Below are 13068 nucleotides of genomic sequence, written 5' to 3' on the forward strand. Positions count from 1 at the left end.
GGGAGGGGATTCACGGTGCCGATGGCAGGCCGCCGGCAGGACACATGAAGACACGAGCTCGAGCGAACCACTGGAGAGAGATTTTATGTTTCAACGCAGCAGTTTGATGATTGCGATCGCGGCACTCGCCATGTTCGTGCCCGTCTGCGCCGGCGCACAGGAATACCCGATCAAGCCGATCACGCTGATCATTCCCTGGCCGGCCGGCGGATCGACCGACCTCACCATGCGCGCGATCGCCGAGAGCGCCTCGAAGGTGCTGGGACAACCGATCGCGATCGACAACAAGGCCGGAGGAAGCGGCACGGTCGGCCCAGCCACCATGGCCGCATCCGCGAAGCCCGACGGCTACACCATCGCGCAGCTCCCGATGGGAGTGTTCCGCCTGCCGCTGATGCAGGAAGTCCCGTGGGATCCGTCGAAGGATTTCACCTATATCATCCACCTCTCGGGCTACACCTTCGGCGTCACGACCAGTGCGGAAGGTCCGTTCAAGACATGGCAGGACGTGGTTGACTACGCCAAGGCCAATCCGGGCAAGGTCACCTATGCGACGCCTGGCGTCGGGACTTCGCCGCATGTTGGGATGGAACAGATCGCCATGCTCGCGGGCATCAAGCTCACGGCTGTCCCGTTCAAGGGCGGCGCGGAGACGAATGCCGCAGTGCTCGGTCAGCATACGATGCTGCAGGCCGACGCCACCGGCTGGCGTCCGCTGGTCGACGCCGGCAAGCTGCGCCTGCTGATGGTGTGGACCGCGAGCCGCTCGCCGAACTTTCCCGATGCGCCGACGCTGAAGGAACTCGGCTATCCCGTGGTCTACGACTCGCCGTTCGGCATAGCCGGCCCGAAGGGCATGGACCCCAAGATCGTCGCCAAGCTGCACGACGCCTTCAAGAAGGCGCTGGATGATCCGGCCGTGGTCGCGACGCTGTCCAAATACGACATGGTGCCGAACTACAAGAACAGCGAGGACTACAAGAAGTTCGTCGTCGAGGTCACCGAATCTGAGCGCAAGGTGATCGATGCACTCGGGCTCGGCAAGAAGAACTGACCCATGAGCGGCGATAGCAACGTCAAGGTCCGCCTCGACAATTCGGAGCTTTGGAGCGGGCTGATCGGGCTCGGGCTCGGCATCTTCGTGATCCGGTCCGGCCTGAAGCTCAAGCTCGGCACCATCCACGATCCGGGCCCGGGCTTCGTGCTGTTTTATACCGGCATCCTGATCTGCGCGTTTGCGGCAACGATCATGGTTGCCGCGATCACCGAAGGCGGGCCGACTTTCGGCTCGCGCTGGAAAGATACGCGCTGGGCCAAGCCGGTCATCGTCATCGCATGCCTCACCGGGTTCGCCATCGCGCTCGATCCGCTCGGCTTCCTGCTCGCCGCCATTCCTCTGACGCTGCTGCTGATGCGCCTGATCGACCCGGTGCGCTGGTCGCTGGCGGTTCCAATTTCCATCCTCGTTCCCGTCGGCATGTGGTGGCTGCTCAAGCAAGCGCTTGGCATTCAGCTCCCGTCCGGCATGTTCGGTATCGGCTGAGCACGGTCATGGATACTCTCGTCAATGTCGCGCATGGCTTCGGGGTCGCACTGGCACCGATCAACCTGCTTTACTGTTTCATCGGCGTCTTCATTGGCACGCTGGTCGGCGTGCTGCCGGGCATCGGGCCGATCTCGGCGATGTCGTTGCTGCTGCCCGTGACGCTCTCGGGCACGCCGGAATCCGGCATTATCATGATGGCCGGCATCTATTACGGCTCGATGTATGGCGGCTCCACCACCTCGATCCTGGTCAATATCCCCGGCGAGGCGGCATCCGTCGTCACTTGCATCGACGGCCACCAGATGGCGAAGCAGGGCCGCGCGGGTCCCGCGCTTGGCATCGCCGCCTTCGGCTCCTTCATCGCCGGCACCTTTTCGCTGGTCGCCTTGATGCTGGTCGCGCCGAAGCTCGCCAGCGTCGCCATCGTTTTTGGTCCGGCCGAGTATTTCAGCCTGATGGCGCTCGGGCTCGTGGTGCTGACCTTCCTCACCCAGGGCTCGATGGCGAAGGCCTTGTTGATGGCCTGTATCGGCGTCGTGCTCGGCTTGATCGGGCTCGACAGCATTACGGCGCAGCCGCGCCTGACCTTCGGTCGCATAGAACTGATGGACGGCATCGGACTCGTGCCGGTCGTGATGGGCCTGTTCGGCGTCGCCGAGGTCCTGCTCAACACCGAGCAGGCCATCAAGCGCGACATCATCAATGCCAAGATCACCCGGCTCCTCCCGAACAAGGAGGACTGGAAGGCGAGCGCCGGCCCGGTCGGCCGTGGCACCATTCTCGGTTTCTTCCTCGGCATCCTGCCGGGCGGCGGCGCCGTCGTGGCGTCCTTTGCCTCCTACGCGCTGGAGAAGCGGCTCTCCGCGACGCCCGAACGTTTCGGCCATGGCGCCATCGAAGGCGTCGCAGGGCCGGAAGCGGCCAACAACGCCGCAGCCGGCGGCGCGTTCATTCCGCTGATGACGCTCGGTATTCCGCCCAATGTGGTGATGGCGCTGCTGCTCGGCGCCTTCGTGGTTCACGGGCTGCAACCGGGACCGCTGATGATCACGCAGAACCCCGGGCTGTTCTGGGGCATCGTCGCCAGCATGTATATCGGCAATCTGATGCTGCTGGTGCTCAATCTGCCGATGATCGGCATGTGGGTGCAGCTTCTGAAGCTGCCTTACAACATCCTCTTCCCCCTCATCATCCTCTTCACCATTATCGGCGTCTATTGCAGTGGCAACAACGTCTTCGACGTCTATGTGATGATCGCGTTCGGGATCATCGGCTATTTCATGCGCAAGCTCGGCTACGAGCCGGCGCCGCTGGTGCTGGCCTTCGTGCTCGGGCCGATGCTGGAGAACAATCTGCGCAAGTCGCTGATCCTCTCGCAGGGCGATCTCGGCACCTTCGTGACGCGGCCGATCTCGGCGGTGTGCCTCGCGCTTGCTCTGGTGCTGCTGATCGGACCGCTGTTGCCGACGCTGCGCAGAAAGCGCGAACTGGTGGCGCTTGACGAGGGAGCCTGACGTTGACCTGTGCGGCTCTCGCTTTCTCGACGCTATGGCTTGTCGATTGCGCCCTTCAGCAGGAGCTCGAGCTCGTGGCTGACCTCCTCCAGGGGTTGGGCGCTACGCGCAGCCCTGCACATGGCGACCGTACCTTCGACCGATGCGACGATCAGCGTGGCAAGCCGCCGTGCGCGCGACGCGGTGAGGCCTTCCTGCTTCAGTGCGTTGGACAGGATCTGCTGCCAGTCCGCAAAGATGCCCTGAGCGAGATCAAGCAGATGGCGCTGGATCGCCTGTCCGCCGGCGGTTTCCTGATCGGAGGGATCGCTGACATATTCCTCGACGGCAACTGCCAGGATCGGACATCCGGCCTGATAATTCGTCTGCTCCAGCGTCCTCTTCCAAAGCGTGATGAAGGCGCGCAGGCCGGCCATGGCCCCCCGTTCGCTGGTGAGATGCCGCAGGGGACCGCTGACCTGGGTGCCAGCAAAGACAATGGCATCTTCGATGAGCTGCCGTTTGCCCCCGGGAAAATGATGGCTGATCGATCCGCGCGGCGTGCCGGTGTGGCGCACGACCTCCCGTACGCTCGTCGCATTCACGCCGCGGCGGCTCATCAGATCGGCGGCCCCGGCCACCATTTTCGCTCTCGTATCGGACGTCATCGGGCACCTCGTCGTCCGACGCTACAATATGACAGTTGACATAGCTAGCGCCGTGTGGGTGTATGTCACGTGACATAGTCAGCCGGAGAGCTCAAGATGACCTTTATCCATGTGATGACCCCGCAAGGCCGATTGACCGGTCAGCAGCGCCGGGTGCTTGCCAAGACGCTGACGGACGCCGTGCTGGTGCCGGAGGTCGGCCGGCTCGTTCCCCAGGCGCGGCGAGGTTACCAGGTGCATTTCCTCGAGCGCCCGCTCGACATGATCGCGCACGGCGGAGAGCTGCTCTCGGACCAGCCGAGCGACGTCATGGTGGTGGACGTCGTCGTGATGGACTGCTGCTGGACCCGCGAGGATCGAGCCGCCGTCATTCGCAATGTGCTGAGGGCGCTCGCCGATGCTTGCGAGATGAAGGAGCCCTCTCCGAGCTGGTGGGTCAATTTCCGCATCATCGAAGAGGGCAATTGGGGCTCTCGCGGCGGCGTGTTGTCCTTCCTCGACATTCTCCAGGAGGGCGCAGCGGCGTTCCCGCCGGAGCGGGCCGCAGCCATTCGAACCGCACTCGCCATCAAGAACGACAGGTAGACAGGAGACGCTCGCATGACCACCGAAGGCACGATCCGCACCGAGGCGCATGATCACATCCTGAAGATCATCATCGACAATCCCGCGAAGAAGAACTCCTTCTCGCCACAGATGATGGATCTGCTGTCGGACGCGTTGACCGAGTTGCACGACAACGACGGCTACTGGGTCGGCGTGATTTGCGCGGAAGGCAAGGACTTCACCGCGGGCCTCGACATGCCGAAATTCTTCGGCCCGAATGCCGAGAAGCGGACTGTCAAGGAAGGCAATGTCGACGTTTTCGGCCTCACCAAGCGCTGCAAGAAGCCAATCGTCACCGCGACACAAGGCATCGTCTACACCGTCGGCATCGAGCTGATGCTGGCCGGCGACATCGTGGTGGCCGCCGACGACAGCCGGTTCTGCCAGATGGAGGCCAAGCGCGGCATCGCGCCCCTGGGCGGCGCGCACTTCCGATATCTGTCCCGCGCAGGCTGGGGTAACGCCATGTACCACCTCTTCCTCTGCGATGAATTCACGGCGCAGCGTGCGCGCGAGATCGGTCTCGTTCAGGAGGTCGTTCCAGCCGGCCAGCAGATCGGCCGTGCCATGGAGATCGCGGCAATCATCGCCCGCAACGCACCGCTTGGGATTCAGGTGACCAAGGAAGCGGCCGCGAAATACACCGAGCAGGGTGAGGCGGCTGCGATCGCCTGCATTCCGGCGATCCGCGACCGTGTGCTCAAGAGCGCCGACGCGCGCGAGGGCATCCAGTCCTTTGTCGAGCGGCGCCCGGCGGTCTTCCAGGGGCGGTGAGCAAGAGGTCGGCAGCGATCCCGCGATCAACCGGATGCGTCGAGCGTATGCTTCGGCATTGCGGGCGCAGGCTGTTGCTGGCACGGCGCTCAAAGCGGAGGCTAACCTGGAATACCGCAATCTCGCGTACAGCGCCTGGGTGGCTGGCCTTGTCGTCGCCAGTCCACTCGCTCGGCCCCAAGGGGCCCTCAGCATAAGCATTCCCTGGTGCGTTGCGACATTCGAGCAAGCTCGCTGGCACGAAAAATGCTGAGCCGCCTCGGCGAAGGCGAGCATGAAGTTCGCCGCGGACGGAGGACAACATGAAAGCCCAAGTACTGAGAGCGTATGACGAAAAGCTTTCCGGCGAGCGCTGGGTTAGCGAAGAACAAGTGCCTGATCCGAAGCTGACGAAATCGACCGACGTCATCGTTCGCATTGGCGGTGCGGGCGTATGCAGGACCGATCTGCACATCATCGAAGGCGTGTGGAAGCCGCACATGGATCCGACAGGCGACAAGCTGCTGCCCCTGATCATGGGACACGAAAATGCCGGCTGGATCGAGGAGGTCGGCAAGGAGGTCGAGGGGCTGAAGAAGGGCGATCCCGTGATCGTCCACCCGAAGATCACCGGCGGGACGTGTCTCGCCTGCCGTCGGGGCTTCGACATGCACGGTCCCGGCACATTTCCCGGTCTCGATTGCAACGGGGGCTATGCAGAAGTTCTTTGCACCTCGGAACGGAACATTGTCCCTCTGCCGCGGACGCTTGCGCCAAAGGAGGTCGCGCCATACGCGGACGCGGGTCTCACGGCGTATCGCGCAGCGAAGAAAGCCACGCGTCACCTTTTGCCGGGCGAATTCTGTGTCGTCATCGGTGCGGGCGGCTTGGGTCACATCGGAATCCAGTGCCTCAAAGCGATGTGTGCGGCCGACATCATTGTCGTCGACAAGTCCGAGGCATCGCTGAAACTAGCGGAAAAATCAGGCGCCGATCACCTCGTGAAGGCCGACGGCAATGAAGTGGCAGCCGTTCTGGAGTTGACCGCTGGAAACGGTGCCGAAGCGGTGATCGACTTCGTCGGCGAGAAAGGCACGACCTCGAAGGGGCTGGCAATGACCCGCCCGATGGGGAGCTATTACGTCGTCGGCTATGGTGAGGACATCCGGGTGCCGACCGTCGACATGGTGATTACCGAGAAGAACATTATCGGCAATCTGGTCGGCACATGGGCCGAGTTGACCGAGTTGATGGCGCTTGCGGACAGAGGTTTGGTCGAGCTCGCTACAGCTGAGTATCGCCTTGCCGATGCCAACAAGGCTCTTCACGACCTCAATGCCGGCAAAATTCACGGCCGTGCAGTGCTTATTCCCTGAACCTGATCCAACCCGATCCATCGCGGGTAAGCACTTGCTCGCGATGGACTTCGAGGGCTCTGGCTCTGAGATGGGCGTGCAGTTTTGGAGGGCGTTCGGTCAAAATACTCGGGCGTCCTGACCTGCTTGTGCGCCAAGCCGTCGAGGCAACCAAACGCAGGCGCTGAGAGTCTCATTCTGCGTCGTCGTCTCAATTTGCGTCGCAGCGGGGAAGCAAAATGCGCCGAAGCTTCCAGAGTCCCCGGACCAGATGCCGCGCCATCTGCGCTTCACCGGCATCATCTCTGGCGTACGGCGCCGGGCTCCGGGAGGGGCGTCGATCGGTTCAAACGACGTAATGAGGCCGATCGCAAATGGCTTCCCTGCTTGTTGGCCGGATAGGCCGAGCAGAACTCTCAAATAACATCGTACGGCTTCGCCTTGGGAGCGTCAGATGAGGTTCGTCCTGGTGAATGGCAGGATGCCATGTTCGAAGACGCTTTGCATGCATTGCTGTGCGCCAATCCATGCAGGCTATTTGAGAGAACTCAGCACCGGGCTGTCGTTCTGCGATCACGAATGCTACGCGCTCTATTCCTGTCGCTGGGCCGTGAAGCTTGGGTCGGGCCTTGCGGGGATCAACGCCCCATAACGCATGTCCAGTGCCCGGGTGCGTGATCGCTGCTGCATTGCAAATAGTGCGGCGCAAACTCACGCTTCTGGTTCGCTGAGATTCTCAATCTGCAATTTCTGTCGCAATTTGCATCGGCCTCGTCCGCGGGCTCGTAGCTGTAATGCCTGCGTTTGCGCCGATCTCCGCTTCCGCGCGGCCGGAAGCGATCCGGCGAGCCGTCCCGACCGCTGGCACGACCGTTGCAAAGCTTCCGATACAAGAACGCCGACTGCTCTGTATGGGGCGAGCCGCGAAAAGAACGAGGGAAGGGACGTCGAGCTAAGGGCGCATCACGTGCGGGATGACGTAACTGCGATCGGAGGACCGCCGCTCCGATGATCGCCTCATCCTCCTAGTGCTCCACAGTCGTCCCAGGACCCTTGCCGATATCAAGCGTCCGGCCGTGCAAGCGGCCGCGAGGTGGCCCGTAACGCACGGGTAGGCACTGCCCGGCCCGTGGAGGGCCTGGGCAGGCGAAATATCGATGTGGTTTCTGACCCGATCAGGAGGAAAGACTAGATGTCTGGAACTTTAACTCTCAACAAGATCACGGCCCAGCGGGGCATTTCCGTGGGTGAGGCTGCAAAGAAGATCGCAGACCTCGGATGGAATCCGTCCTACGTCCAGGAAGCGATGACCTTCCCCACGGACTACAAGATCACGAAGGCGCCGAAGGATCCGATGAAGCAGGTCCTCCGCTCCTACTTCCCGATGCAGGAGGAAAAGGACAATCGCGTCTACGGCGCGCTCGACGCGGCGCTCCGCGGCGACATGTTCCGTAACGTCGAGCCGCGATGGGTCGAGTGGATGAAGCTGTTCCTGGCGATCATTCCGTTCCCGGAAATCTCCGCCGCACGGTCCATGGCGATGGTCGGCCGTCTGGCCCCGGGTGAGGATCTCCGCACCGGCTTCACGATGCAGATGGTCGACGAGTTCCGTCACTCGACCATCCAGATGAACCTGAAGAAATGGTACATGGAGAACTACATCGACCCGGCCGGATTCGACATCACCGAGGAGGCGTTCGGCAAGTGCTACGCCACCACGATCGGCCGGCAGTTCGGCGAGGGCTTCATCACCGGTGACGCCATCACGTCGGCGAACGTCTACCTGACCGTGGTCGCAGAGACCGCTTTCACCAACACGCTGTTCGTCGCGATGCCGTCGGAGGCGGCCCGGAATGGCGACTATGCGTTGCCGACCGTGTTCCTGTCGGTCCAGTCGGACGAGAGTCGCCATATCGGCAACGGCCACTCGATGCTGATGTCGATGCTGAAGGAGCCGGAGAACCACCTGCTGCTCGAACGCGACATGCGGTATGCCTTCTGGCAGAACCATGCCATCGTCGATGCCGCGATCGGCACCTTCATCGAATACGGAACCACGAACCGCGACAAGAACAAGGAATCGTATGCGGAGATGTGGCACCGCTGGATCTTCGAGGACTACTACCGGACCTATATGCTGCCCCTCGAGAAATACGGCATCAAGATCCATCATGACGACGTCCAGACCGCCTGGAAGCGACTGACCGAGAAGCACTACGTCCACAAGGTCGCGCAATTCTTCGCAGTCGGCTGGTCGGCGAACTTCTGGCGCATCGAGGCCCAGACCGACAAGGACTTCGAGTGGTTCGAGCACAAATATCCGGGCTGGTACGCGCAGTTCGGCGAGTTCTGGAAATGGTACGAGAAGCTGTCGCATCGCGGCCAGACCAACATCCTGTTCAATAGCGATGTCGGTTACGTCTATCCGCATCGTTGCTGGTCGTGCCTCGTTCCATGCCTGATCCGTGAGGACATGGTCACCGACGAGATCGACGGCAAGCTGCACACCTTCGCCCATGAGCTCGACCGCTGGACGGCGGTCGAAGCCTTCGCCGGCGAGTACCAGGGACGTCCGACCCCGGCGATGGGACGGTTCAGCGGCCGTCGCGAGTGGGAGAGCGTCTACCACAACGTGGATATCGCCGACGCCATCAAGGATCTCGGCTTCGTGCGCACGGACGGAAAGACGCTGGTCGCCCAGCCGCACCTGCGGTTCGACCAGAAGGAAATGTGGACGCTCGACGATGTCCGCGGCCACATCCTCAAGAGCCCGCTGCAGACGCTGCGGGAGATGAGCCCGGCCGACCGCGAGACTCATCTTGCCGACTACCGCAAGGGATTCACGATCAATCCCTGCAACTAAGCGAGACCGAAGGGGCCGGCTTCGGCCGGCTCCTTCCCGATCGTTCCCCGGAAGATATGAAGCGTTGGTTTGAGGAGGCCCCCTATGGGCGCGCCCACGAATGTCGTTCGCCTGCAGCCGGTTGGCATAGAGTTCGAGGTCGAGGAGAACGAGACCGTTCTCGACGCCGCGTTTCGCCAAGGGATCGCGCTGCCGCATGGTTGCAAGGAAGGACAGTGCTCGGCGTGCAAATGCGTGCTTACCGGAGGGGACGTGGAGCTGAAGAAATACTCCACGTTTGCCCTCAATGAGATGGAACGTGGCCAGGACTACATCCTGCTCTGCCGGACTTTGGCCTATTCGGATCTTGAGGTGGAGCTGCTCAACTATGATGAGGAGGTGCTGTCGAAATCGATCCCCGTCAAGGATTTCACGGGCACGGTCACGAACGTCGCTGCGCTGACCCATGACATCCGCCTCCTCGAGATCACGCTGGAGCAACCTCTGAAGTTCTGGGCGGGTCAATATGTCGACATCACGCTCCCGGGACCAGAGACGATTACGCGCTCGTTTTCCATGGCAAATCCGCCGGGCGAAAGCCAAAAACTCGCGTTCATCATCAAGAAGTACCCCAACGGACGCTTCTCCTCACGACTCGACGGAGACCTTGTCGTCGGAACCGAAGTCGGAATCAAAGGACCTTACGGGACCTGCTTCCGACGAGAAAACAAAACCGGAGCCATGATCCTGGTCGGCGGTGGATCCGGGATGTCGCCACTGTGGTCCATCCTGCATGATCACATCAGCTCGGGAGAAGTGCGCCCGGTTTACTTCTTCTACGGAGCTCGAACGCAGGGCGACCTTTTCTATCTCGATCGCTTCGCCGAGCTCGCAGCCAATCATCCGGAGTTCACCTTCGTCCCCGTCCTTTCCCATGCAGCGGACGATACGGCCTGGAGTGGAGCGAAGGGCTTCGTGCACGAAGCGGTCGGATCCCACCTTCGCGGCGCCGGATATGGCGAAGACGTCGACGTCTACGCTTGCGGACCATCGCCGATGATCGAGGCGTTGACGCCGGTACTGCAGATGAACGACGTCGAGTCAGACCGAACCTTCTTCGACAAGTTTACGCCAGCCAACAATTAGGGCGGCCTTTGACCGCCGAGCGACCAATCATAAAGCCCAACAACAGGAGGAGGAAGACGACCATGACTGCCGTTCAAACTGAATCAGCCAAATCCGGTGCAGCAGGTTCTGCGGTGTTCCCGGACTCGGATAGCCGAAAATATCGGTATTTCGAGCCACGCAGCAAGCGAGCCACACACTACGAAGACGTGACGGTCGACGTCCAACCCGACCCGGAACGCTACCTGTTGCAGGACTGGATCATCGCCTTTCCGAACGGCAAGGGTGCCTACACCAAGGACAACACGGCGGCGCTCAGCTCGAACTGGCATGCCTTCCGCGCCCCCGACCAGGAGTGGGAGCGCACTCACTACCAACGGCAGTCCAGGATCGAGGCGATGGTCCAGGCGGTGATCGCCAACGGCCGCAAGTCCGGCGCACCGAAGAGCTTCGACAAGGCCTGGATCAAGATCCTGCAGAACCATCTGGGCGCCTGGAAGCATGCGGAGTTCGGCCTCGGCACGTCGCTGATGCAGGCTCAGCGCTACGGCTACACCCAGATGATCAACAACGCGACGCTGACCAACTCGTCGTACAAGCTCCGCCTTTCCCAGGACATCACGCTCTATCTGGCCGAGATCGGAATGGACATTCCGGGCTTCGACGACGCGGCAGGCAAACGCGCCTGGCTCGAAGACAAGGGCTGGCAAGGTACCCGGGAAGCGATCGAATCGATCATGGGCTCGCCCGACTATCTCGAGCAGTACTTCGCCACGAACATCGTGTTCGAGCCACTCGTCGGCGAATTGTTCCGCAGCGGCTTCCTGATGCAAGTGGCCTCGTCGAACGGCGATTTCATCACCCCGCCGGTGATTTCGTCCGCGGAAGCGGATTACGAGCGCAATCTCGCCAACACGATCGATCTGATGCACCTCCTGGTGACCGACAACCAGCACGCAGCCCACAACAAGAAGCTGTTCCAGGGCTGGGTGAACAAGCATGTGGCGCTCGCGAACAAGGCGGCGGCCGGCCTTCAGCCGATCTGGTCGCAACCGCACTCGAAGTCGGCGCAATACGCCGATGCCCGTGCGCAGTCGGTCGAACGCATCAAGAAAATTCTCGGCGAGCTCGGCCTCACCCTTCCCAAGGAGTAAATTGCAATGTCCGTCGTTTCCAGGTCTGCGACCAACCAGAACATCTTTCAGAAGATGGGAGATCTTCGTTTCGAGCAAACGATTTCCCATCAGTGCGGCGTCACAATGAACGACAGCGTCGAGGCGCGAGCCATCGCCGAGTTCATGGGAAAGAAGCCGAACGTCACCGTGACCTACCAGCCCGCGCTGATCCGCATCGACGGCGAGGGCAAGCTGATCTTCAAGATGGACGAGATCAGCGAAATTCTCGGGAAGGAAATGACCGCCGAGATCTTCGAGGTGAATACCTCGACCCACTACGGCCGGATGGTGCGCATCGACGACAACACGGTGACGCTGTTCGGCAACATGGACGAGGTCTTCGAATACATCGAGTGAGCTCCATTCTCCCTGACTGGGTGGGGCCGCTTCGTGGCCCCACCTCTTCTCGAACCGTTCAAGCGCGACGTCAGCGCATCGATTGATCGAATAGAGCTAACCAAGAATTCCTGGAGATCACCATGTTCATCACTCCCAGCGGCGAGGAAGTTTTCGTAATCGACGGCCACACCCATTTCTGGGACGGTAGCCCGGCAAACCAGCTCAACATCCACGGCAAGCAGTTCATCGACTGCTTCTACGCCTATCACACCTCGCTCAGCCCGAAGGACAAGCTCTGGCCGAAGGAGCAGTTCGAGAAATACAGTGCCGATCAGATGTATCACGATCTGTTCGTCGATGGTCCGGACGACATGGCCGTCGTTCAGTCGACCTACCTGACCGAGTTCTACAAGAACGGGTTCAACACCATCGATCGCAATGCCGAGATGGCGAAGAGGTACAAGGACCGCTTCATCGTCAACGGCGCGTTCGACCCGCGGGAGGGCGAGAAGGCTCTCGAGTACATCCACTACATGAAGGAGACGTTCGGCATCAAGGGCGTCAAGCTCTATACGGCCGAGTGGAAGGGTGACTCGCGTGGCTGGAAGCTAACGGATCCCAACGCCTATCGCTGCTTCGAACTTTGCCAGAAGCTGGGGATCACCAACATCCACGTCCACAAGGGGCCGACGATCATTCCGTTGGACAAGGATGCCTTCGATGTTCACGACGTCGACCATGCCGCGACCGATTTCCAGGGGCTGAATTTCATCATCGAGCATTGCGGCCTGCCGCGACTCGACGATTTTTGCTGGATCGCCGTGCAGGAGACCAACGTCTATGGCGGCCTGGCGGTGGCACTGCCGTTCATCCACGGACGTCCGCGCTACTTCGCCGAGGTGATCAGCGAATTGCTGTTCTGGGTCGGTGAGGACAAGATTCTCTTCGGCAGCGATTACGCGATCTGGACGCCTCGCTGGCTGGTCGAGAAGTTCTGGAACTTCGAGCTGCCGGAAGACCTGAAGCAGGAGCACGGCGTCGACCTCACCCCCCAGGCGAAGCGGAAGATTCTGGGCCTCAATGCGGCGCGCCTCTATGGCGTCGACGTCGAGGCGCAGAAGGCGAAGCTTGCACAGCAGGTTCACGCGACTGCGGCGGAGTAGACA

At 61.3% G+C, this 13068-nt stretch carries 12 protein-coding genes; 11 read left to right on the forward strand and 1 reads right to left on the reverse strand.

Translation table 11 applies throughout. The features are described 5' to 3' along the window. The first annotated feature begins 106 nt into the window (after positions 1 to 106). From GA0061098_RS21640 to GA0061098_RS21650, 3 genes are read left to right on the forward strand one after another with little or no spacing between them, the layout of a single operon-like run. Positions 107 to 1054 carry a tripartite tricarboxylate transporter substrate binding protein gene (locus tag GA0061098_RS21640; RefSeq protein WP_245323475.1) on the forward strand — a complete coding sequence of 316 codons (948 nt, stop codon included), beginning with the start codon at positions 107 to 109 and terminating at the stop codon, positions 1052 to 1054. 3 nt (positions 1055 to 1057) lie between these two features. Beyond that, positions 1058 to 1543 carry a tripartite tricarboxylate transporter TctB family protein gene (locus GA0061098_RS21645; RefSeq protein ID WP_091960678.1) on the forward strand — a complete coding sequence of 162 codons (486 nt, stop codon included), beginning with the start codon at positions 1058 to 1060 and terminating at the stop codon, positions 1541 to 1543. An 8-nt stretch (positions 1544 to 1551) separates the two neighbouring features. Then, a complete protein-coding gene (locus GA0061098_RS21650; RefSeq protein ID WP_091960681.1) occupies positions 1552 to 3060 on the forward strand; it encodes a tripartite tricarboxylate transporter permease in 1509 nt (502 codons plus the stop codon). Positions 3061 to 3092: 32 nt separating this feature from the next. Here GA0061098_RS21650 and GA0061098_RS21655 read toward each other — a convergent pair whose 3' ends face one another. Continuing rightward, complete coding sequence (locus GA0061098_RS21655) at positions 3093 to 3683, reverse strand: TetR/AcrR family transcriptional regulator (RefSeq protein WP_245323464.1); 591 nt, start codon at positions 3681 to 3683, stop codon at positions 3093 to 3095. A gap of 120 nt (positions 3684 to 3803) precedes the next feature. Between GA0061098_RS21655 and GA0061098_RS21660 the strand changes: the two genes are divergently transcribed. The 8 genes from GA0061098_RS21660 to GA0061098_RS21700 all read left to right on the forward strand — a co-directional run bounded on the left by GA0061098_RS21660 (position 3804) and on the right by GA0061098_RS21700 (position 13065). Further along, a complete protein-coding gene (locus GA0061098_RS21660; RefSeq protein ID WP_091960689.1) occupies positions 3804 to 4292 on the forward strand; it encodes a tautomerase enzyme in 489 nt (162 codons plus the stop codon). A 15-nt stretch (positions 4293 to 4307) separates the two neighbouring features. Continuing rightward, positions 4308 to 5087 (forward strand): crotonase/enoyl-CoA hydratase family protein, encoded by a 780-nt coding sequence (locus GA0061098_RS21665; protein WP_091960692.1) that lies wholly within the window; start codon positions 4308 to 4310, stop codon positions 5085 to 5087. 302 nt (positions 5088 to 5389) lie between these two features. After that, positions 5390 to 6442, forward strand: a complete 1053-nt coding sequence (locus tag GA0061098_RS21670; protein ID WP_091960696.1) for an NAD(P)-dependent alcohol dehydrogenase — start codon at positions 5390 to 5392, stop codon at positions 6440 to 6442. A gap of 1171 nt (positions 6443 to 7613) precedes the next feature. Then, positions 7614 to 9284 (forward strand): aromatic/alkene/methane monooxygenase hydroxylase/oxygenase subunit alpha, encoded by a 1671-nt coding sequence (locus GA0061098_RS21680; protein WP_091960700.1) that lies wholly within the window; start codon positions 7614 to 7616, stop codon positions 9282 to 9284. Positions 9285 to 9368: 84 nt separating this feature from the next. Then, positions 9369 to 10409, forward strand: coding sequence for a 2Fe-2S iron-sulfur cluster-binding protein (locus GA0061098_RS21685; protein ID WP_091960704.1), 1041 nt, complete (start codon positions 9369 to 9371; stop codon positions 10407 to 10409). A gap of 62 nt (positions 10410 to 10471) precedes the next feature. Beyond that, positions 10472 to 11542: an aromatic/alkene monooxygenase hydroxylase subunit beta gene (locus tag GA0061098_RS21690; RefSeq protein ID WP_091960708.1), complete on the forward strand. Its 1071-nt coding sequence runs from the start codon at positions 10472 to 10474 to the stop codon at positions 11540 to 11542. 6 nt (positions 11543 to 11548) lie between these two features. Beyond that, positions 11549 to 11920 carry an MmoB/DmpM family protein gene (locus tag GA0061098_RS21695; protein ID WP_018319956.1) on the forward strand — a complete coding sequence of 124 codons (372 nt, stop codon included), beginning with the start codon at positions 11549 to 11551 and terminating at the stop codon, positions 11918 to 11920. Positions 11921 to 12042: 122 nt separating this feature from the next. Further along, complete coding sequence (locus tag GA0061098_RS21700; RefSeq protein WP_091960711.1) at positions 12043 to 13065, forward strand: amidohydrolase family protein; 1023 nt, start codon at positions 12043 to 12045, stop codon at positions 13063 to 13065. The last annotated feature ends 3 nt before the right edge of the window (positions 13066 to 13068 follow it).

The organism is Bradyrhizobium shewense, assembly GCF_900094605.1.
GTDB classification, from domain to species: domain Bacteria; phylum Pseudomonadota; class Alphaproteobacteria; order Rhizobiales; family Xanthobacteraceae; genus Bradyrhizobium; species Bradyrhizobium shewense.

Bases quoted from the DNA above. Each gene is read 5' to 3' on its own strand.
- GA0061098_RS21640 (WP_245323475.1), top strand. From the start codon at position 107: ATGATTGCGATCGCGGCACTCGCCATGTTCGTGCCCGTCTGCGCCGGC.
- GA0061098_RS21645 (WP_091960678.1), top strand. From the start codon at position 1,058: ATGAGCGGCGATAGCAACGTCAAGGTCCGCCTCGACAATTCGGAGCTT.
- GA0061098_RS21650 (WP_091960681.1), top strand. From the start codon at position 1,552: ATGGATACTCTCGTCAATGTCGCGCATGGCTTCGGGGTCGCACTGGCA.
- GA0061098_RS21655 (WP_245323464.1), bottom strand. From the start codon at position 3,683: ATGGTGGCCGGGGCCGCCGATCTGATGAGCCGCCGCGGCGTGAATGCG.
- GA0061098_RS21660 (WP_091960689.1), top strand. From the start codon at position 3,804: ATGACCTTTATCCATGTGATGACCCCGCAAGGCCGATTGACCGGTCAG.
- GA0061098_RS21665 (WP_091960692.1), top strand. From the start codon at position 4,308: ATGACCACCGAAGGCACGATCCGCACCGAGGCGCATGATCACATCCTG.
- GA0061098_RS21670 (WP_091960696.1), top strand. From the start codon at position 5,390: ATGAAAGCCCAAGTACTGAGAGCGTATGACGAAAAGCTTTCCGGCGAG.
- GA0061098_RS21680 (WP_091960700.1), top strand. From the start codon at position 7,614: ATGTCTGGAACTTTAACTCTCAACAAGATCACGGCCCAGCGGGGCATT.
- GA0061098_RS21685 (WP_091960704.1), top strand. From the start codon at position 9,369: ATGGGCGCGCCCACGAATGTCGTTCGCCTGCAGCCGGTTGGCATAGAG.
- GA0061098_RS21690 (WP_091960708.1), top strand. From the start codon at position 10,472: ATGACTGCCGTTCAAACTGAATCAGCCAAATCCGGTGCAGCAGGTTCT.
- GA0061098_RS21695 (WP_018319956.1), top strand. From the start codon at position 11,549: ATGTCCGTCGTTTCCAGGTCTGCGACCAACCAGAACATCTTTCAGAAG.
- GA0061098_RS21700 (WP_091960711.1), top strand. From the start codon at position 12,043: ATGTTCATCACTCCCAGCGGCGAGGAAGTTTTCGTAATCGACGGCCAC.